Origin of the sequence: Pseudomonas sp. Z3-8 (assembly GCF_051131975.1) — a bacterium.
In the GTDB taxonomy this organism is placed as follows: Bacteria; Pseudomonadota; Gammaproteobacteria; order Pseudomonadales; family Pseudomonadaceae; genus Aquipseudomonas.
In genome coordinates, this window is the sequence record NZ_CP071643.1 from 332,135 (window position 1) to 352,134 (window position 20,000).

Genomic DNA, 20,000 nt, shown 5'->3' on the forward strand with positions numbered 1-20,000 from the left:
TACCACCTTGCAGAGTCTAGGGAGTCAGCTTGTCTACGCCTGTCGAACCCTTGCGTTTGCTGTTATTGGCCGAAACGCCTGAGTGGTCAGCGATATTGCGCGAGTGCCTGGCGCCCATGGGCCCTTCGGTCGTGTTGCTCAGCGCCCCGAGCTGGGAGTCGGTCAGCAGCCTGTTCGAAGACAACCGCAATGCGGTCCTGTTGACTATCGCCGCTTTGCAGCCGGCGCCCGGTCGTTGCCGCCTGCCAACGGTCCTGTTGCTTGAGCACGAACCGGCGACTCCCCCGGACGGCGTCAGCGACTGGCTGGTGCGTGACGTACTCGATGAGGCGACGCTGCGTCGTTGCCTTCGTCATGTGCGCGAGCGCGGGGTGCTGGAAAATACTCTGCAACGGCTCGCCGAGCAGGACCCGTTGACCGGCATCGCCAACCGCCAAGGCTTCCAGACCCTGCTGGCGGCACGCCTGGCTGAAAACGAAGGCCGTGGCCTGGCGCTCGGCCATCTGGATCTCGATAACTTTCGTCACGCCAACGACGCGCTCGGTCATCAGGCCGGCGACCGTCTCATCCTGCAGGTGGTCTCGCGGCTCAAGGGCGCGCTGGAGGTCGGTGATCAACTGGCGCGGCTGGGCAGCGACGAATTCGCCCTGCTGATCGATACCCGCCGCGCGCCCCAGCGGGCCGAGTGGATGGCTGAGCGCATCACCGAAGCCATGGCCGAACCCTACTGGGTCGATGGCGAGAGCCTGCTGATCGGCTGCAGCCTGGGGATCGCCCACGCCCGCGCCCAGGCCGGTGCCGACCCGCTGATGTGGCACGCGCATATCGCCATGCAGCAGGCCAAGAGCACGCAAGGCTGCACCTTTCATATCTTCAATGAACGCATCAATCGCAACGCCCGCAGTCTCGCCGACCTGGAAAGCGAACTGCGCCGGGCGCTGCGTCGCGACGAACTGGAATTGCATTACCAGCCGCGGCTGAACCTTGCCGATGGCACCATTGTCGGCCTCGAAGCCCTGGTGCGCTGGCGTCACGGCGAGCGCGGGCTGCTGCCGCCAAGCGAATTCGTGCCGCTGGCCGAGCAGAGCGGCCTGATCGTACCGTTGGGCTACTGGGTAATTTCCCGGGCGCTACGAGACATGCAGGCCCTGCGCGAGCGGGGCCTGGCGCCGCTGCACATGGCGATCAACCTGTCGTTCCGGCAATTCCAGGACAGCCAGCTGCTGCCGACCTTGAGTCGGTTGATCAGCGAACGGGGTGTCGAGGCCCAGTGGCTGGAGTTCGAACTCACCGAAACCGCCGTCATGCGTCGCAGCGAACTGGTCAAGCAGACCATGGATGCCCTGGGGCGCCTGGGCGTGCGGTTCTCCCTGGACGATTTCGGTACCGGATTTTCTTCGTTCGTGCACCTCAACAGCCTGCCCATCGCCCTGCTCAAGATCGACAAGAGTTTCGTTGGCGGCATGGAGCAGCGTGAAGAGAACCGCAAGCTGGTGCATGCGATGATCAACCTGGCCCATAACCTCAATCTTGAAGTCGTGGCCGAAGGCGTCGAGACCCATGAACAGATGGATCTGCTGCGGGGTTTCGGTTGCGATCAGGTGCAGGGCTTCCTGATCAGCAAGCCGCTGCCGTTAGTGGAATTGGTTGAATACCTGACGTTTGAAGGTGATGGGCAATCCACGGTGGAAGTGAGTTGATCAAGACCCTGTGGGAGCGAGCCTGCTCGCGAAAGCGGAGTGTCAGCCGGACATCCACCAACTGACACACCGCCTTCGCGAGCAGGCTCGCTCCCACAGGGGATGTATTTTCACTTCGCCTGGATCGCTTCGAAGCTCTGCTGCTCCGGCTCGCTGCGAATCATCCGCTTCATCTTCCACTCGAATGCCCACGTCAGGCTCACCGCCGCGCACGCCAGCCCCAGGGCCAGGCCCCACCAGACACCAGTCGGCCCCCAGTTCAAATGAAAGGCCATCCACCAGGCAGCGGGCGCGCCAATCAGCCAGTAGCAACCCAGGCCTACCAGGAAGGTGGTCTTGGCGTCCTTCAGGCCACGGATACAGCCCATGGCAATGGTTTGCGTACCGTCGAACAGCTCGAACCACGCCGCCACGGCCAGCAGGCTCACAGCCAGGTCGATCACCGGGCGGAACGCCGGGTCATCGTGATCCAGGAACAAACCGATCAGTTGATTGGGCAGCAGCCAGAACACCATGGCGAAGGCCAGCATCGCCGCTGCCCCAAAGCCGATCCCGACCCGTCCGGCCAGGCGTGCCATGAGCAACTGCCCGGCGCCGTAATGCTGGCCGATGCGCATGGTGATCGCGTACGACATGCCCGCTGGAACCATGAATGCCACCGAGACGATTTGCAGAGCGATCTGGTGCGCAGCCAACGGCGTGCTGCCCATGGTGCCCATGCACAGCGCGGCGAACGCGAACAGCCCGACTTCCACGGCGTAGGTACCACCAATCGGCAGGCCCAGGCGCCACAGTTCCTTGAGGTATTGGCGATTGGGCCGCGACAGGCCTTCAAGCAATGGATAGGCGCGGTAGGCCGGGTGCCGGTGGATGTGCCAGGCAAGCACCAGGGCCATGCAGTTGGCAACAATCGCCGTCACCAGGCCGATCCCCATCAGGCCGAGCTTCGGCAAGCCGAACATGCCGGTGATGAGCGCGTAGTTGAGCAGGAAGTTGGCCACCGTGCCGCCGAGGCTGATCACCATGACCGGAGTGGCCCGGCCGATCGCGCTGGTAAATCCACGCAGGGCCATGAAACTCAGGTAGCCGGGCAGGGCGAACGGCAACACCAGCAGGAACTGGCCGGCGGCGAGGACGTTGGTTTCAGTCTGGCCGAACAACAGCAGCACCGGCTTGAGGTTCCACAACAGCAACCCGGCCACCAGCGCCATCAACCAGGCCAGCCATAACCCGGCCTGGGTCAGCCGGGTGGCGCCTTCAATATCGCCAGCGCCCTGGCGGATCGCGACCAGCGTACCGACTGCAGCGATCACGCCGATGCAGAAAATCGACACGAACGAGTAACTCGCCGCCCCCAGACCGCCACCGGCCAAGGCTTCCGGACTCAGGCGCGCCATCATCAAGGTGTCGGTCAGCACCATCAGCATGTGCGCCAGCTGCGAAGCAATCAACGGCCCCGCCAGCCGCAGGATGGCCCAGAGTTCGGTACGCACCGGATGCCGCATGATCGTCACGCTCCATGTTCAAACAAGGCAGTAAGACGTCGATTCTCGGCGCTTGCGGTGGTTTGCACAAAAGGATAAAACCGATTGCTGGCATGATTAAAACTCATGCTGGGCGAATCTTCTGATAGGGTTCGAAAAAAGCCACAGGAGCCTTCCCGATGTCTCGTCGCCTCCCTCCTCTTTATGCGTTGCGGGCATTCGAAGCGGCGGCGCGATACAGCTCGTTTACCCGGGCCGCTGAAGAGCTGTCGATTACCCAGAGCGCGGTCAGCCGCCACATTCGCACGCTTGAGGAACACTTCGCCTGTCGGCTGTTTCAGCGCAGCGGCCGCAACCTGCAACTGACCGAGGCGGCACGCCTGCTGCTGCCGGGCGTGCGGGAGGGTTTCATGGCGCTGGAGCGTGCTTGCCATACCTTGCACGGCGAGGACGGAATTTTGCGCATGAAGGCTCCGTCGACCCTGACCATGCGTTGGTTGCTGGCGCGCCTGAGCCGCTTTCGGCATCTGCAACCCGGCAACGAAGTGCAATTGACCAGCGCCTGGATGGACGTCGACTCGGTGGACTTCAACACCGAACCGTTCGACTGCGCGGTTCTGCTGGGCAACGGGCACTTTCCGGCGGACTGGGAGGCCAGTCTGCTGTTCCCCGAGGAGCTGATTCCGGTCGGCGCACCGACTCTGCTCAACGACCAACCCTGGGACGTGGCGCGGCTGGCCAGCGCCGAGCTGTTGCACCCCACGCCGGATCGCCGGGACTGGCGCAACTGGTTGCAGCGCATGGGGCTGGCGGACAAGGTCTCGCTCAAGGGCGGCCAGGTATTTGATACGCTGGAACTGGGCATGATCGCTGCCGCGCGGGGCTATGGTGTGTCCATGGGCGATTTGTTGATGGTCGCCGAGGACGTTGCCCAGGGACGCTTGAGTCTGCCGTGGCCTACGGCTGTTGCCAGCGGCGAGCACTATTACCTCGTCTGGCCGAAGACCCGGCCTGGAGGTGAACGTTTGCGCAGGCTCAGCGATTTTCTCCAGGGCGAGGTAAGCGACATGCAACTGCCCGACGTGAAACGCCTGGCCTGAAGGGGACAAACAGGCCCCGCTGGCGACTTGGCTTTATTCCTTCCAAAGCGCTCAAGTATTCGGTTCTGCGGCCGAATCCGTGAACATAGAACCTTCGTACAGAAAGGGCCCACACCTCAAAAAATTGAATGCCGAGCGTGCGACGTGATCAGGATGATCCAGTCTCTCGGCCAGGAGCCGTCATGTCTCAACCCCGCGCCCGGATCGCCTCACAGCTAGGCCTTGCCCTTGCCGTGATACTGGCGGTCGTGATTTCCGGCAGTACCGTCTTCGCCTTGCGTTCACTGGACGCCGCCAACCTTTCCACTCGTGAAGAGCACCTGGCCAGCGAAGCGCGCCTGATGGCCGACCAGCTCAATACCTTCCATAGCACCTTGCGCGAGAGCACCCAGCGGTTGGCGGGGCTGTTCGAAAAGCGCTTCAGCGCGGGTCTGAGCGTGCATCCGGACCAGCCGGTGACGGTGGCGGGCGTGCAGACGCCAGGCTTGAGCCTGGGCAGCGAAGTGTTGAACAACAACTTCAAGGAAGTGGACGAGTTCAAGGCGATGACCGCCGGCGTAGCGACTATATTCGTGCGTAGCGGCGACGACTTCATCCGCGTCAGTACCTCGGTGAGCAAGCAGGACGGTACGCGGGCCATCGGCACCGTACTCGACCGCGCGGGCCCTGCGTACGGCCCGGTGATCAGCGGGCAGAGCTACATCGGCCGGGCCTTGCTCTTCGGTCGTTTCTACATGTCGCAATACACGCCCGTTCGCGACGGCAGCGGCAAGATTATTGCCGTGTTGTATGTAGGATTCGATTACACCGATGCGCAGAATGCGCAATTCGACAACCTCAAGCGCTTCCGCATCGGCCAGACCGGTTCCCTGGCGCTGTTGGACGAACAGAACAAATGGTTGGTACCGCCAGCGGGTGTGCAGGCGCTGGACAACGCCACCGCGGCTATCACCGGTTTGATCAAGAAGCCGGGCAAGGGTGCGTTCTGGGAAGACACCGCAGAAGAATTCTACAGCGTCGCCGTGACGTTCGAGGGCGGGCCGTGGGCGGTGGTGGCGAGCATGCCGAAAACCGAAATCAACGCAGTAACCTGGAACGTCGGTACGCAACTGGCCATTGGCAGCCTGCTGGCAATGTTGCTGGCGGTCGGCGCGGCGGTGTGGCTGTTGCGTAGCAAACTGGCGCCCTTGGGCGATCTGGTACGTCAGGCCGAAGCGCTGGGCGCCGGCGACCTGAGCGTGCGTCTGAACGTATCCAGCCACGATGAAATTGGCCAACTGGCCCGTGCCTTCAACCAGATGAGCCAAGCCTTGTCGACCATGGTCGAGCATATCCGCAAGGCCTCGCAGGAGGTCAACAGTCGTGCCCAGGCGTTGTCCGGATTGTCCAGCGGTGCGTATGAAGGGATGGAGCAGCAGTCCGGCGAAATCACCAGCATGGCGGGCGCAGTGGAAGAGTTCAGCGCCACCTCGTTGAACATCGCCGATAACATGGGCAATACCGAGCGTCTGGCCCAGGACAACGCCCAGCAGACCCGCATCGGCCGTACCTCGATGGACGAAGCTTCGTCATCGCTGGAACAGATCGCTGGCGCGTTGAACAGCACGGCCACGGTCATCAACACCTTGGGTCAGCGCTCCCAGGAAATTGGCGGCATCGTCGGCGTGATCACCTCGATTGCCGAGCAAACCAACCTGCTGGCCTTGAACGCTGCCATCGAAGCCGCGCGCGCGGGTGAACAGGGCCGTGGTTTTGCCGTGGTGGCCGACGAGGTCCGTAGCCTGGCGTCGCGTACCCGCCAGGCCACTGACGAAATCTCTGGCATGATCAACAGCATCCAGCAGGAAACCGGCAATGCCATCAGTACGATGGAGAAGGGCAACCTGCTCATGCAGGAAGGCTTGTCGCGCAACGCCAACGTCGCCTCGGCCCTGGCACGCATCGACGAGCAAAGCCGCTCGGCCGGCCAGCAGTTTGCAGCGATCACCACGGCCACCCAAGAGCAGAGCAGCACCGCGACCTTGCTCAGCAGCAACCTGCAAAGCATCGCGATGGCCAACAGCGAACAACGCGAAGTAGTCTCGAACCTGGCGATCACCGCCAAGGAACTGGAAAAACTGGCGCAGGACCTGCGCAAAGAGGTTGATCGGTTCCGCTGAGGCTTCCTGCGGCAACATCACGAGCAAGCTCACCCAGCACTACTGTGGGAGCGAGCTTGCTCGCGATGACGGCTGACCAGCCACATCTCTATCAACTGACCCACCGCTTTCGCGAGCAGGCTCGCTCCCACAGTGATTTCAGGTGGGACGCAGAGATGATTCCGCCGCAATTCCCCTGTGGGAGCGAGCCTGCTCGCGAAGGCGGCCTTCCAGCCACATCGCGGTCAGCTAACCCACTGCTTTCGCGAGCAGGCTCGCTCCCACAATGATTCCAGGTGGGACGCAGAGATGATTCCGCCGCAATTCCCCTGTGGAAGCGAGCTTGCTCGCGAAGGCGGTCTTCCTGCCATATCTCTATCAACTGACCCACCGCTTTCGCGAGCAGGCTCACTCCCACAATGATTCCAGGTGGGACGCAGAGATGTTCCGCCGCAATTCCCCTGTGGGAGCGAGCCTGCTCGCGAAGGCGGCCTTCCAGCCACATCGCTGTCAGCTAACCCACTGCTATTCCGAGCAGGCTCGCTCCCACAATGATTCCAGGTGGGACGCAGAGATGTTCCGCCGCAATTCCCCTGTGGGAGCGAGCCTGCTCGCGAAGGCGGCCTTCCTGCCATATCTCTATCTACTGACTCACCGCTTTCGCGAGCAGGCTCGCTCCCAAAAAAAAGCTGCCTGATTCTGTAGGCGCGCTCTTTTTTGCGGTTGATTGCTGTTTTTCGGCTTGCTGAAACGTTTCTTCAAGTCTATAAAAACCGCACAACTCCAATAAAAGGTCGTTTCCATGACTCCGCTCAAACTCCTCGTTGCCCTCAGCGCCCTCGGTGCTGCCTCCCACGCCATGGCCTGGGATTATGTCCTGCTCGATACCGACAAGGCCGCACAGCCCTGGCAAATCACCAGTCAGCAGCTCGGTGTGAAGACCGACAAGCCGTTTTCCGTGACGATGCGCACCCTGCACGGCGGTCGCCAGGAAGGCGTCAGCATCGTCGATATCGACAACGGCACGATGAAACTCTCGGTCGTCCCGACCCGCGGCATGAATGTGCTGCAGGCCTCGGTCGGCGATGTCCGTATGGGGTGGGATTCGCCGGTCAAGGAAGTGGTCAATCCGGCATTCATCGAGCTCAATGGCCGGGGCGGTTTGGGTTGGCTGGAAGGATTCAACGAGCTGGTCACCCGCTGCGGCTACGAATGGGTCGGTCATCCGGGCATGGACAATGGCGAGCTGCTGACCTTGCACGGCCGCGCGGCCAATATCCCGGCGAACAAAGTCACCCTGCACATCGATGAAAAACCGCCCTACGCGATTACCCTGCGAGGCGAGTTGAAGGAGCAGGCGTTCAAGAAAGTCGACTTTTCGGTGCAGACCGAACTGGTCACCGAACCCGGTAGCGTGACCTTCGCGCTCAATGACACGCTGACCAACAATGGCGACTATCCGAAGGAATACCAGGCGCTCTATCACAGCAACTTCAGTACGCCGTTCCTGGAGCAGGATGCGCGCTTCGCAGCACCGGTCAAACAGGTGTCGCCATTCAACGACAAGGCCAAGGGCGACCTGAAAGACTGGCAAACCTATCGGGCCCCAACCAAGGACTACGACGAAACCGTCTACAACGTCGTGCCTTATGCCGACGCCAAGGGCGATACGCTGACCGTATTGCACAACAAGGCCGGTAGCCTCGGCGTGTCGGTGGGCTTCAACACCGGGACGCTTCCTGTATTTTCCCTGTGGAAAAACACCGATACCCAAGGCCAGGGCTACGTGACCGGCCTGGAGCCGGGCACCAGTTTCTCCTACAACCGCCGCTATCAGCGACCACTGGGCCTGGTGCCGACCATCGCACCGAAAGAGCGCAAGCAATTCCAGATCCACTACAGCCTTCTGGCAAACAAGGTTGCCGTGGACAAGGCCCTCAAGCGCATCGATGACATCCAGGGCGATCGGAAAACCGAGGTGCGCGATACCCCGTTGGTGGACCTGAGCAAGCCATAAGCGGTTCAAACCGTGGCGGGGCGATACTGCAGGGCTTCGGCCAGATGTTCGCGGCTGATTCGCTCCGTTTGCTCAAGGTCGGCCAATGTCCGGGCGACCTTGAGCAAACGATGGGCGGCTCGCAGCGACAGGGTCAGCCGTTCGCAAGCGGTTTCCAGCCAGGCTTCGTCGGTGGTGGACAGTTTGCAGTGCCGGCGCAGGCCCGGCAGATCCAGGAACGCATTGGCACAGCCTTGGCGTGCTTGCTGGCGTTCACGGGCATCGGCCACCCGTTCGGCGGCGGTGGCGGTGTCGTCCCCCGGTTCGCTCTTGGGGTTCAGTGCGGTGGCTTCCCGGGCCACGGTCAGGTGCAGGTCGATCCGGTCGAGCAGCGGGCCGGACAGTTTGTTGCGGTAACGCTGCACCATGTCCGGTGTGCAGGAGCAACGACCGCTGGGCTCGCCGAGATAGCCACACGGGCAGGGATTCATCGCCGCCACCAGCTGGAAGCGCGCCGGAAAGCGCACCCGGTCGCGGGCGCGGGATATCACGATGTGCCCTGACTCCAACGGTTCTCTCAGCACTTCCAGCACCTTGCGGTCGAATTCCGGCAACTCATCCAGAAACAGCACGCCGTGATGAGCAAGGGTGATTTCTCCCGGTTGCGGCTTGGACCCACCGCCCACCAGCGCTGGGCCGGACGCCGAATGATGCGGCTGACGGAACGGACGCTGCGGCCAATGGCTCAACGGCACGCAACTGGCGACCGACTGGATCGCCGCGACTTCCAGGGCCTCGCTTTCGGCCAAGGGCGGCAATAACCCTGGCAAACGGCTCGCCAGCAGCGTCTTGCCGGTACCGGGCGGGCCGCTGAACAACAGGTTATGGGCTCCTGCTGCCGCGATCAGCAAAGCACGCTTGGCCCCGGCCTGGCCCTGGACCTCACTGAGATCGGGGTAGGGCTTGCTGGCCGAAAGTAGCCCGTTGGAAACAAAGGGTTCGACCGGGGTGTGGCCATTGAAATGCGCCACCGCTTCGAGCAGGTGATTCACCGCGATCACTTTCAGTCCCGACGCCAGGCAGGCCTCCTCGGCATTCGCCCAAGGCACCACAAGCATGCGTCCAGCCTTGCGTGCCGCCAGCGCCGCGGGCAACACCCCGCGCACCGGTCGTACCGCCCCGGACAACGCCAGCTCGCCGAGGCATTCGACGTCGTCCAGCATCAGCGTCGGCACCTGCACGCTGGCCGACAGGATGCCAAGGGCAATCGCCAGGTCGAACCGCCCGCCGTCCTTGGGCAGGTCCGCCGGCGCCAGGTTCAGGGTGATGCGCCGCGCCGGAAAGCTGAGCCCCGAGTTGATGATCGCGCTGCGCACCCGATCCTTGCTTTCCTTCACGGCGGCTTCTGGCAGGCCGACCATGGTCAGCGATGGCAAGCCATTGGCCAGGTGAACCTCAACGGTAACGGCAGGAGCCTCGACCCCCACCTGGGCGCGGCTGTGGACGATGGCGAGCGACATGAAGCGTTCCTTGAATGAATAAAGAGCCGCGTCCTGCGGCTCTTGAAGACTAGTCGGGTGAAGCCGCGCGAGCCTGGCAATTGAAAGGTGAAATCTTGGCAGAATATTACCGAGGCGATGGGCGCACTCTGGATACGAACGGTGCGGACCAAGGCTCTGCTACGCTGGATTTGTCTGATAGGCATCTGGCGAGATCAACGGCGTAGCGAGGAAGTGACGATGGATGATCTGTTGGCGTTGTTGACCGACAAGCGCTTCATGCCCCATGGGCATTGTTACCTGTGGCGCCCGGATCTGTTGTGGACCAATGTGATCGCCGACAGCTTGATCACCCTCAGCTATGTCTCCATTCCCTTTACGCTCATTTACTTCATCAACAAGCGCAAGGACGTTCCTTTCGACTGGATGCTGACGGCGTTCGGCGTGTTTATCCTCGCCTGCGGAACTAGCCATGTGATGGAGATCCTGACCATCTGGCAGCCGTATTATTGGTTTGTCCGCCCTGGTGAAAGTGATCACTGCCATTGCCTCTGTGATCACCGCCATCCTGTTGATCCGGCTGGTGCCCGCTGCCTTGAAGATTCCCAGTCCGCGACAGCTGGCCAAGGTCAACGATGAGTTGCGCGAGGCTCAGGCCGAGCTGGTGACGACAGCTCGCCGGGCTGGCATGGCGGAAATTGCCACCAATGTGCTGCATAACGTGGGCAATGTGCTCAACAGTGTCAACGTGTCCGCCCAGGTTCTCTTCGATAAGGTGCAAACATCGAAGGGGCCGGGCGTCGCCAAGGTTGTTCAGCTACTGAAAGAGCATCCGGATGATCTCGGCGATTTCATCAGCAGCGATCCGAAGGGCCGTGCGCTACCGGACTATCTGGGCAAGTTGGCCGACGCGCTGGCGACCGAGCAGCAGGCCATGATTGCTGAGTTGACGCAACTGAGCCGCAGGGTCGACCACATCAAGGACATCGTCGCGACCCAACAATCCTATGCCGGTTACTCCAGCGTGCTCGAACCGGGCTTGTTGCGGGAGCTGGTCGAGGATGTGGTGCGTATCAGTGGCGTGTCGCTGGTGCGGCACAAGGTGACGCTGGTCCAGGAGCTCAACGATATTCCGATGATGTCGCTGGACAAGCACAAGGTCCTGCAGATATTGGTCAACCTGATCAATAACGCCAAGCAGGCGCTGGTCTCTGTCACCGATCGGCCATCGCACATCACCTTGCGACTGAAGGCCGTTGACGACACGCGTGTGCGGATAGAGGTCGAGGACAACGGCGAGGGCATCAGCGCGGAGAATCTGACGCGGGTGTTCGAGCATGGTTTCACGACGCGTCCCGACGGCCATGGTTTTGGCCTGCATAGCTGCATCCTCGCAGCCCATGAGATGGGCGGGGACCTGACGGTGCAGAGCGCGGGGCCGGGCAAGGGTGCGCTGTTTGCCTTGGAGTTGCCGATCACGCTTGTCCCGGGGCAGTCGCAGAAGGCAGCGACTCGTTGACTGCTTATTGCGGCGTCGAATTCAGGCGCTCTTCCAGCTCGGCCACCTTCGCTTCGAGACTCTCCAACCGCGCCCGAGTTCGGGCCAGCACGACCATCTGGCTGTCGAATTCTTCCCGGCTCACCAGGTCCAGCTTGCTGAAGCCGCTTTGCAGCAGCGCCTTGAACTGGCTTTCGATTTCGCTTTTGGGCAGGGGGGTGTCGCCGCTCAACAGGCGGGAGGCGTGGCCGCTCAGGGCGTCGAGGAGATCTTTGGGGGCAAGCATGGCAGGTGTCCTGGAAACGATGGCGGGCAGTGTATCACGCAGGGTCTATAGTCAATTCGCCAGGCGTGGATGCACGCTTTTCGCGCACTGTGCCGGGCGCCACCGCACCGTTGTTGTGCGTATCGCTCCGGTTCGTGGCGCGTGCCGGGCGGGCGCGGTGGTCAAGGGGTTGAAATCCGGGGGGTTGGGCACAGATGGCAAGCTTTCTGCTTAGTGGCTGATGACCCATGCACTGATGCAGTCGCTGTGACGAATGCAGTGCAGCAGGCGGAGCGGGGAGTTTCGTCAGGAGTAGTCAGCTGGCGCCAGTCGGGCAACTTGGGCCGACGACGCGTTACAAAGCCAGGCACTGCGCTTAGACTTGAGTCGGGTTTGTTTTCCTGGGGCAAGTCCACCAATTCGGGAGAGAGTTTCATGAAGCTAGTCACTGCCATCATCAAGCCGTTCAAGTTGGACGACGTGCGCGAGTCGCTGTCCGAAATCGGCGTGCAGGGCATTACCGTCACTGAAGTCAAAGGCTTCGGTCGGCAGAAAGGTCACACCGAGCTGTACCGCGGCGCGGAATACGTGGTCGATTTCCTGCCCAAGGTGAAGATCGACGTTGCCATCGACGACAAGGATCTTGATCGGGTCATCGAGGCGATTACCAAGGCCGCCAACACCGGCAAGATTGGTGACGGAAAGATCTTTGTGGTCAATCTGGAACAGGCTATCCGCATCCGTACCGGCGAAACCGATACCGACGCTATCTAAGCCGCCAAACCCCAACGCCCCAGGAGAAAACAATATGACTCTGCGTAAATTCGCAGGGCTAGGAGCCCTGTTGTCCTTCGTAATGCCTGGCCTGGCCATGGCAGAAGAAGCGGCAGCCCCAGTCCTCAATTCCGGCGATACCGCCTGGATGCTGACGGCCACGATTCTTGTTCTGTTCATGACCATTCCCGGCCTTGCGCTGTTCTACGGCGGCATGGTTCGGTCGAAAAACATTCTTTCCGTGATGATGCAGTGCTTCGCCATTACCGGTCTGATCAGCGTGTTGTGGGTCATCTATGGCTACAGCATCGCGTTCGACACTACCGGCATGGAGCAGGGCGTCGTCAACTTCAACTCCTTCGTTGGCGGCCTGGGCAAAGCGTTCCTGGCGGGCGTCACCCCGGCCAGCATCACCGGCCCGGCAGCGTTGTTCCCTGAAGCAGTCTTCATCACCTTCCAGATGACCTTCGCGATCATCACCCCGGCCCTGATCGTCGGCGCGTTCGCCGAGCGGATGAAGTTCTCCGCCATGCTGATCTTCATGGGCGTGTGGTTCACCCTGGTGTATGCGCCGATTGCGCACATGGTCTGGTCCGGCAACGGCGGCCTGATGTGGGACTGGGGTGTACTGGATTTCGCCGGTGGCACCGTGGTGCACATCAACGCCGGTATCGCAGGCCTGGTGGCGTGCCTGGTGCTGGGCAAGCGCAAAGGCTTCCCGACCACGCCGATGGCACCGCACAACCTGGGTTACACCCTGATGGGCGCGGCCATGTTGTGGGTGGGCTGGTTCGGTTTCAACGCCGGTTCCGCCGTCGCGGCCAACGGCACCGCCGGCATGGCGATGCTGGTCACCCAGATCGCCACCGCAGCCGCCGCGCTGGGCTGGATGTTCGCCGAGTGGATCACCCACGGTAAGCCAAGCGCACTGGGCATCGCCTCGGGCGTCGTGGCCGGCCTGGTTGCAATCACCCCGGCGGCCGGCACCGTGGGCCCGATGGGCGCCCTGGTCATTGGCCTGGCGGCGGGCGTGGTGTGCTTCTTCTGCGCCACCACCCTCAAGCGCAAGCTCGGCTATGACGACTCCCTGGACGCCTTTGGCGTGCATGGCATCGGCGGTATCCTCGGCGCCATCCTGACCGGTGTGTTCGCAGCGCCGGCGCTGGGCGGCTTCGGCACCGTGACCGATATCGGTGCGCAAGTGTGGATTCAGTTCAAAGGCGTAGGCTTCACCGTGATCTACACGGCGGTTGTCACCTTCATCATCCTCAAGGTCCTCGACGCCGTCATGGGTCTGCGGGTCTCCGAGGAAGAAGAGGCCGTGGGCCTGGACCTGGCCCAGCACAACGAACGTGGTTACAACCTGTAATCGCGCTCCAATAAAAAATGCCCGGTTCGCCGGGCATTTTTTTGTCTGGAGTTTGTCATTGCTCACAGGGCGTGCTGGTTTTTCCGACGCCTTTTGTTGTGTATGCGACACGGGTTTTTCTACCGCCAAAGACTTACAGGAAAGCAGGAATATTAGGCCCTTTGTTTTTTCCCAGAGCGCGCTAGAATGCGCGCCGAACGTGCGGAGAACTGTATGTGGCAACAGACGCTGATAACCCTGCGGGCAAGGCCCCGGGGCTTTCATCTGGTAACGGACGAGTTGCTCGCCGGCCTGCCTGAACTCAAGGCATGTCGTGTCGGTCTGTTGCATCTGTGGCTGCAGCACACCTCGGCCTCGCTGACCATCAACGAGAACGCCGATCCGGCGGTACGTCGAGACTTCGAACGATTTTTCAATCGGCTGATCCCACAAGGAACCGCCGACTATGAGCACAACGACGAAGGCCTGGACGACCTCCCGGCGCACTTCAAAGCCAGCGTGCTGGGATGTCAGCTCAGTCTTCCGGTGACGGCGGGACGGTTGGCGTTGGGCACCTGGCAAGGTGTTTATCTGGGCGAGCACCGTGATCATGGCGGTACTCGTAAAGTCCTCGCCACCTTGTACGGTGAAGGGGCATGACCGCTGATGGTTGGCGGATGTTGAATTTTTTCTGGCAGCCTTCGACAGATGGCGAAGCTGGGCTATAACTAATCTGCTTTTCGCAAGTCATGAGGTAGAACATGAGCGACGATGATCTGGAAAACGACGACCTCGAAGTAGGTGATGAAGACGAGGCCGAAGAAGGCCTGGAAGCGGCGGCTGAAGACGTCGCTGACGATGACGGTGCCGATGTTCCGGTCCCGACCGCCAAAGGCAAGGCCAAGGCGGCGGTATCGGTCGACGAGTTGCCGAGCGTAGAGGCCAAGAACAAGGAGCGTGATGCGCTCGCCAAGGCCATGGAGGAATTCCTGGCCCGGGGTGGCAAGGTGCAGGAAGTGGAGGCCAATGTGGTCGCCGATCCGCCCAAGAAGCCTGACAACAAGTACGGCAGCCGCCCGATCTGAGTATCTGCCCTTGCTTGCTGAAAAAGCCCGCCGTCGCTGCGGGCTTTTTCATGGGTCGGACAAAGTTTAGGACCACACGCCGATCCTGTGGGAGCGAGCTTGCTCGCGATAGCGGTTTACCTGTCACATCGATGTTGGATGTGCCGCCGTCATCGCGAGCAAGCTCGCTCCCACACGGTTTCATGTCGGGTTTGAAATCGCAGGCACGGCAGATCCAGGGTGGGAGCGAGCCTGCTCGCGATAGCGGTGGGTCTGTTGACATTGATGTGGGATATGCCGCCGCCTTCGCGAGCAGGCTCGCTCCCACACAGGCGGCGTTGTGGTTGTCGGGGGCTCAGCGCGGGTTATGCCATCCTGCCAATAACTCCGGCAGTTCGGTCAGGCTGCGGATCTCCGCATCCGGCGCATGGTCGGCGTCCCACGCCTTGCCTGTCGGGTTGAACCACACTGCGCGCAGGCCGGCCTGTTGGGCGCCGGCGATGTCGTCGCCCGGGTGATCGCCAATGTGCACGGCAGTCTGCGCGGTCGCGCCGCCGCGTTGCAGGGCTTCGTGGAACAGCCGGGCGTCGGGCTTGGCGATGCCGATGTCCTCGGCGCACAGGGCGAACTTGAAGTAATCCGCCAGCCCCAGGCGCCGGACATCGGCGTTGCCATTGGTGACGACGCCCAGGGCGTAATCATTGGCGAGCAATTCCAGGGTCGGCTGCACCTCGGGAAACACCTCCAGTTGATGGCGGGCGTGCAGGAAGGCCTCGAATCCTTGGTCTGCCAGCTCCGAAGCCCGCCATTGGTCATAGCCGGCGTCTTGCAGCGCCCGGAACAGCACGCGTCGGCGCAAGGCGCTGATGCGGTGCTTGAGGTCCGGCTCTTCGCTGAGCACTTGCGTGCGGATTGCCCACAAGCGCTCCACCGGAAAGTCGCCCAGGTCCGGTGCGTTATCGGTCAGCCACTGACGTAATACGGCTTCGGCGCTGGCGATCACCGGGGCGGTGTCCCACAGGGTGTCGTCCAGGTCGAAAGTGATGAGTTCGATGGTCATGATTCGTCGCCCTTGATGCGTTTGGCCCTGGGGTGGGCACTGTCATAGACCGTCGCCAGGTGCTGGAAGTCCAGATGGGTATAGATCTGGGTGGTCTTGATGTCCGAATGGCCGAGCAGCTCCTGGACGGCGCGCAGGTCCTGGGACGATTCGAGCAGGTGGCTGGCGAACGAATGTCGCAGCATGTGTGGATGCAGGTTCTGCCCAAGTTCGCGCTCACCGGCAGCCTTGACCCGCAATTGTATCGCTCGCGGCCCGAGGCGCCGGCCTTGCTGGCTGACGAAGACCGCATCATCGGCCGGGTTGGCCATTGCCCGGAGCGGCAGCCACAGGTCCAAGGCTTCCCGGGCCTTGCGACCGATAGGCAGCAGGCGGGTCTTGCTGCCCTTGCCGTGCACCTGAACCATTCCGTCGGCCAGGTCCAGTTGTTCCAGGTTCAGCCCGGTCAGTTCCGAAAGCCGCAGGCCCGAGGAATAGAACAGCTCCAGGATTGCCTGGTCTCGTCGCGCGAGGAAGTCATCCTCGACGGCGCCCTCCAGCAGTTGCAAGGCGCGGTCGGTGTCGAGGGTCTTGGGCAGCCGACGCTCGCCCTTGGGCGGTGCCAGGCCGGTGGCCGGGTCGTGGTCGCAAAGGCCTTCACGGTTGAGGTACTGGTACAAGCCGCGCACCGCCGACAACAGTCGCGCCAGGCTGCGGGAGGATTGCCCTTGTTGATGCAGGCGGGCAATCAGGCTGCGCAGGCGTTGGATATCCAGGGCCGACCAGCTGTCGATATTCTGTTTCTGGCACCAGCCCAGCACCTTTTCGAGGTCGCGGCGATAGGCCGACAAGGTGTGGGGCGACACCTGGCGCTCACTGCGCAGGTGCTCGCAGTAGGCGTCCAGTTGCCGTTCCATCGTCAGCGTACCGAGCGCAGCGAACCGGCAACCCGTGGCAGCACGCGGCCGGTGACTTCGGCGATATAACTCAGGAACAATGTGCCGACCGAGCTCTTGTAGTGCTGCGGATCGCGACTGGCGATGGCCAGCACGCCGTGCACGCCCTGGTGGGCAATGGCGACGACGGCCGTAGAGCCGATCTGCTTGCGTTGTTCTTCGCCGAACAGGAAATCCAGCTCATGTTCGCGCAGGCTGCCGCTGACGCTTTTGTTTTCCGTGAGCAGGCCGCCGATGGCGGTCTGCGCTTCGGCGTGAGTCACCCAGCGCCCCACCGGCATGGCGTTGTCGCCAAACAGGATGAGGCTGACAAAAGGCACCTGGAAATCCTGGCGCAGGCTGTCTTCGACGCTCATCACCAGGTCTTCCAGTGTGCTGGCGTCCATCAACGCGAGGATCAGGCGACGGGTCTTGTCGAAGAGCCGGTCGTTGTCACGCGCCACGTCCATGAGGTGCGAAAGACGGTGGCGCATTTCGATGTTGCGTTCGCGCAGGATCTTCATCTGGTGCTCCACCAGCGACACGGTATCGCCGCGCCGGTGGGGAATGCGCATCGTCGAAAGCAGGTCTTCATGCTCGACGAAAAAGTCCGGATGGGCCTCCAGGTAAGCGGCCACGGCTGCGGCTTCCGGGTTCTGGCTCGGGGATTCGTCGGGCTGCGGGGCTGGAACCTGAGGCTTATCGGTCATGGTTTGGCTCACTCAAAGACGAACTTGTCCTTCGTATACGCGTACGGCCGGGCCGGTCATCATCACCGGTTGGCCAGGGCCTGCCCATTCGATGGACAGGCGCCCGCCGGGCAGGTCGATCAGCAATGGCGAATCCATCCACCCCTGGCTGATCGCGGCGACGGCCGCAGCGCAGGCGCCGGTGCCGCACGCCTGGGTTTCCCCGGCGCCGCGTTCCCAGACACGCAGTTGCGCGCGATGCCGATCGATGACCTGCAGGAAGCCGACGTTCACCCGCGCCGGGAAGCGCGGATGATGCTCGATCTTCGGCCCCAGTTCGTGCACGGGCGCACTGTTTATATCATCCACCCGCAGCACGGCATGGGGGTTGCCCATGGAAACCGCCGCCAATTCCACCGGCATACCGTCGACGTCGACGGTATAGCTCAGGGCCTGGGCCGGTGCCTGGAACGGAATGTCCGCCGGAACCAGGCGTGGGGCGCCCATGTTGACGCCGATCTGGCCGTCGCTGCGGACATCCAGTTCGATGATGCCGCTTTTGGTCTCGACGCGAATCTGCCGTTTGGCAGTCAGGCGCTTGTCCAGCACGAAGCGGGCGAAACAGCGCGCACCGTTGCCGCATTGCTCCACTTCGGAACCGTCGGCATTGAAGATCCGGTAGCGGAAATCCACGTCCGGGTTGTTCGGCGCCTCGACGATCAGCAACTGGTCGAAGCCGATGCCGGTATGGCGGTCGCCCCATTGCTTGGCATGCTTGGGCAGGATGTGCGCGTGCTGGCTGACCAGGTCGAGGACCATGAAGTCATTGCCCAGGCCGTGCATCTTGGTAAAACGCAGCAGCATGGTATTACTCCGGCAACAGGCTTTCGCCGGCAAACAGCTCGGCTACCGTCTCGCGGCGGCGCACTTCGAATGCCTGATCACCGTCTACCAGCACCTCGGCGCAACGGCCGCGAGTGTTGTAGTTGGAACTCATGACAAACCCGTAGGCACCCGCCGAATGCACGGCCAGCAGATCGCCCTCTTCCAGCGCCAGCTCCCGGCCCTTGGCCAGGAAGTCGCCGGTTTCGCAGATCGGCCCGACGATGTCGTAGGCGCGGACCGCGGTATCGCGTGGGCGCACCGCGGTGACATCCATCCAGGCCTGGTACAGCGCTGGACGGATCAGGTCATTCATGGCCGCGTCGACGATGGCGAAATCCTTGTGCTCGGTGTGCTTGAGGTACTCGACCTGGGTCAGCAGCACGCCGGCATTGGCGACGATGTAGCGACCGGGCTCGAACATCAATGCCAGGTCGCGGCCTTCGAGGCGCTCGCGCACGGTCTTGATGTAGTCGGCCACCAATGGCGGTTCTTCGTCGCGATAACGCACGCCGACACCGCCGCCAAGGTCGATGTGACGCAGGTAGATGCCGCAGTCGCCGAGGCGATCGACCAGCGCCAGCAGGCGGTCGAGGGCATCGATGAACGGTTCGAGGGTGGTCAGTTGCGAGCCGATATGGCAATCGACGCCCAGCACTTCCAGGTTTGGCAGCTGGGCTGCACGTACGTACACGTCCTCGGCGTCGGCAATGGCGATGCCGAACTTGTTTTCCTTGAGACCAGTGGAAATGTACGGGTGGGTGCCAGCATCGACGTCCGGGTTCACGCGCAGGGAAACCGGTGCGCGCACGCCTAGCTCGGCGGCGACGACCTGCAACCGCTCCAGCTCGTCGGTGGATTCGATGTTGAAGCAATGCACACCGACTTGCAGCGCGCGGCGCATGTCTTCGCGGGTCTTGCCGACACCGGAGAAAACGATCTTGTCGGCGCTGCCACCCGCGGCCAGCACACGCTCCAGTTCGCCACCGGATACGATGTCAAATCCGGCGCCAAGGCGCGCCAGGACGTTGAGCACGCCCAGGTTCGAGTTGGCTTTTACCGCGAAGCACACCAGGTGCGGCATGCCTTCGAGGGCATCGGCGAAGGTGCGGTACTGGGCTTCGATATGGGCACGGGAATAGACGTAGGTCGGCGTGCCGAAACGTTCGGCTATCGCGGACAGGGCAACCCCTTCCGCGAACAGCTCCCCGCCACGGTAGTTAAAAGCGTCCATGGCGGTCCCTTAGTAAGTGGTGTGGGTGTCGTGCGCGTGTGACTTGGATTGCGACGACTTGGCCTGCTCTGCTTGTTCTTCGGGGGACTTGCTGTCATCAGGCAGGTACAGCGGACCCTTTTGACCACAGGCTGTCACAAGGCAGGCAACCGCGACGAGCGCAGCAAGGGAAGAGATCAGGCGCTTCATGGCGAAATCCTTGAAAATGCGTTAATTGCGCCGGAGTATACCGGCCACCCGTCAGCTTGCCTATGCAACGGGACGCCCGTCCGGCGGCGCTGGTTGTCTCAACCGGTATATCCTTTGCAATCGCCGGGAAGCGTCCGTATCTTGCGGCGCTTGAGCATGAGCAGAC

Annotated in this window: 19 protein-coding genes; 10 read left to right on the forward strand and 9 right to left on the reverse strand. The window is 62.1% G+C overall.

What is annotated here, in order from left to right:
- Positions 1 to 29 precede the first annotated feature (29 nt).
- Positions 30 to 1,700: a putative bifunctional diguanylate cyclase/phosphodiesterase gene (locus tag J3P94_RS01525; RefSeq protein WP_434570940.1), complete on the forward strand. Its 1,671-nt coding sequence runs from the start codon at positions 30 to 32 to the stop codon at positions 1,698 to 1,700.
- 110 nt (positions 1,701 to 1,810) lie between these two features.
- Here J3P94_RS01525 and J3P94_RS01530 read toward each other — a convergent pair whose 3' ends face one another.
- Positions 1,811 to 3,205, reverse strand: a complete 1,395-nt coding sequence (locus J3P94_RS01530) for a NorM family multidrug efflux MATE transporter (protein WP_434570942.1) — start codon at positions 3,203 to 3,205, stop codon at positions 1,811 to 1,813.
- A 158-nt stretch (positions 3,206 to 3,363) separates the two neighbouring features.
- On the opposite strand from J3P94_RS01530, the gene J3P94_RS01535 reads away from it, so the two are divergent.
- The 3 genes from J3P94_RS01535 to J3P94_RS01545 all read left to right on the forward strand — a co-directional run bounded on the left by J3P94_RS01535 (position 3,364) and on the right by J3P94_RS01545 (position 8,439).
- Complete coding sequence (locus tag J3P94_RS01535) at positions 3,364 to 4,284, forward strand: LysR substrate-binding domain-containing protein (protein WP_434570943.1); 921 nt, start codon at positions 3,364 to 3,366, stop codon at positions 4,282 to 4,284.
- Between the two features lie 182 nt (positions 4,285 to 4,466).
- Positions 4,467 to 6,443 carry a methyl-accepting chemotaxis protein gene (locus J3P94_RS01540; RefSeq protein WP_434570945.1) on the forward strand — a complete coding sequence of 659 codons (1,977 nt, stop codon included), beginning with the start codon at positions 4,467 to 4,469 and terminating at the stop codon, positions 6,441 to 6,443.
- 781 nt (positions 6,444 to 7,224) lie between these two features.
- Positions 7,225 to 8,439: an aldose 1-epimerase family protein gene (locus J3P94_RS01545; RefSeq protein ID WP_434570947.1), complete on the forward strand. Its 1,215-nt coding sequence runs from the start codon at positions 7,225 to 7,227 to the stop codon at positions 8,437 to 8,439.
- Between the two features lie 5 nt (positions 8,440 to 8,444).
- On the opposite strand, the gene J3P94_RS01550 is transcribed toward J3P94_RS01545, so the two are convergent.
- Positions 8,445 to 9,938, reverse strand: coding sequence for a YifB family Mg chelatase-like AAA ATPase (locus J3P94_RS01550; RefSeq protein WP_434570948.1), 1,494 nt, complete (start codon positions 9,936 to 9,938; stop codon positions 8,445 to 8,447).
- 219 nt (positions 9,939 to 10,157) lie between these two features.
- On the opposite strand from J3P94_RS01550, the gene J3P94_RS01555 reads away from it, so the two are divergent.
- Positions 10,158 to 10,556, forward strand: coding sequence for a hypothetical protein (locus J3P94_RS01555; RefSeq protein ID WP_434570950.1), 399 nt, complete (start codon positions 10,158 to 10,160; stop codon positions 10,554 to 10,556).
- Complete coding sequence (locus tag J3P94_RS01560; RefSeq protein WP_434570952.1) at positions 10,513 to 11,436, forward strand: sensor histidine kinase; 924 nt, start codon at positions 10,513 to 10,515, stop codon at positions 11,434 to 11,436. The genes J3P94_RS01555 and J3P94_RS01560 overlap by 44 nt, the downstream gene beginning before the upstream one ends.
- 4 nt (positions 11,437 to 11,440) lie before the next feature.
- Here the strand turns inward: J3P94_RS01560 and J3P94_RS01565 are convergent, their stop codons facing one another.
- On the reverse strand, positions 11,441 to 11,701 hold the full coding sequence (locus J3P94_RS01565) for an accessory factor UbiK family protein (protein WP_186612702.1): 261 nt from the start codon (positions 11,699 to 11,701) through the stop codon (positions 11,441 to 11,443).
- 414 nt (positions 11,702 to 12,115) lie between these two features.
- Here J3P94_RS01565 and glnK point away from each other — a divergent pair, with 414 nt between their 5' ends.
- The 4 genes from glnK to sutA all read left to right on the forward strand — a co-directional run bounded on the left by glnK (position 12,116) and on the right by sutA (position 14,887).
- Positions 12,116 to 12,454, forward strand: coding sequence for a P-II family nitrogen regulator (gene glnK / locus J3P94_RS01570; RefSeq protein WP_002555808.1), 339 nt, complete (start codon positions 12,116 to 12,118; stop codon positions 12,452 to 12,454).
- A gap of 34 nt (positions 12,455 to 12,488) precedes the next feature.
- Positions 12,489 to 13,823: an ammonium transporter gene (locus J3P94_RS01575; protein WP_305497956.1), complete on the forward strand. Its 1,335-nt coding sequence runs from the start codon at positions 12,489 to 12,491 to the stop codon at positions 13,821 to 13,823.
- A 213-nt stretch (positions 13,824 to 14,036) separates the two neighbouring features.
- The gene (locus J3P94_RS01580) at positions 14,037 to 14,462 is read left to right on the forward strand and encodes a secondary thiamine-phosphate synthase enzyme YjbQ (protein WP_434570954.1); all 426 of its coding nucleotides are present in this window, start codon (positions 14,037 to 14,039) and stop codon (positions 14,460 to 14,462) included.
- Positions 14,463 to 14,563: 101 nt separating this feature from the next.
- Positions 14,564 to 14,887, forward strand: a complete 324-nt coding sequence (gene sutA / locus J3P94_RS01585) for a transcriptional regulator SutA (protein WP_007941277.1) — start codon at positions 14,564 to 14,566, stop codon at positions 14,885 to 14,887.
- A gap of 334 nt (positions 14,888 to 15,221) precedes the next feature.
- Here sutA and J3P94_RS01590 read toward each other — a convergent pair whose 3' ends face one another.
- The 6 genes from J3P94_RS01590 to lptM are packed head-to-tail and all read right to left on the reverse strand — an operon-like array spanning position 15,222 to position 19,834.
- A complete protein-coding gene (locus tag J3P94_RS01590; protein WP_434570957.1) occupies positions 15,222 to 15,926 on the reverse strand; it encodes an HAD family hydrolase in 705 nt (234 codons plus the stop codon).
- A complete protein-coding gene (gene xerC, locus J3P94_RS01595) occupies positions 15,923 to 16,822 on the reverse strand; it encodes a tyrosine recombinase XerC (RefSeq protein WP_434570959.1) in 900 nt (299 codons plus the stop codon). Before xerC ends, J3P94_RS01590 begins: the two co-directional genes overlap by 4 nt.
- 2 nt (positions 16,823 to 16,824) lie before the next feature.
- On the reverse strand, positions 16,825 to 17,550 hold the full coding sequence (locus J3P94_RS01600) for a DUF484 family protein (RefSeq protein ID WP_305497960.1): 726 nt from the start codon (positions 17,548 to 17,550) through the stop codon (positions 16,825 to 16,827).
- 12 nt (positions 17,551 to 17,562) lie between these two features.
- On the reverse strand, positions 17,563 to 18,393 hold the full coding sequence (dapF, locus tag J3P94_RS01605) for a diaminopimelate epimerase (protein ID WP_434570960.1): 831 nt from the start codon (positions 18,391 to 18,393) through the stop codon (positions 17,563 to 17,565).
- 4 nt (positions 18,394 to 18,397) lie between these two features.
- Complete coding sequence (lysA, locus tag J3P94_RS01610) at positions 18,398 to 19,645, reverse strand: diaminopimelate decarboxylase (protein WP_434570962.1); 1,248 nt, start codon at positions 19,643 to 19,645, stop codon at positions 18,398 to 18,400.
- 9 nt (positions 19,646 to 19,654) lie between these two features.
- Complete coding sequence (gene lptM / locus J3P94_RS01615) at positions 19,655 to 19,834, reverse strand: LPS translocon maturation chaperone LptM (protein WP_264428547.1); 180 nt, start codon at positions 19,832 to 19,834, stop codon at positions 19,655 to 19,657.
- Between the last annotated feature and the right edge of the window lie 166 nt (positions 19,835 to 20,000).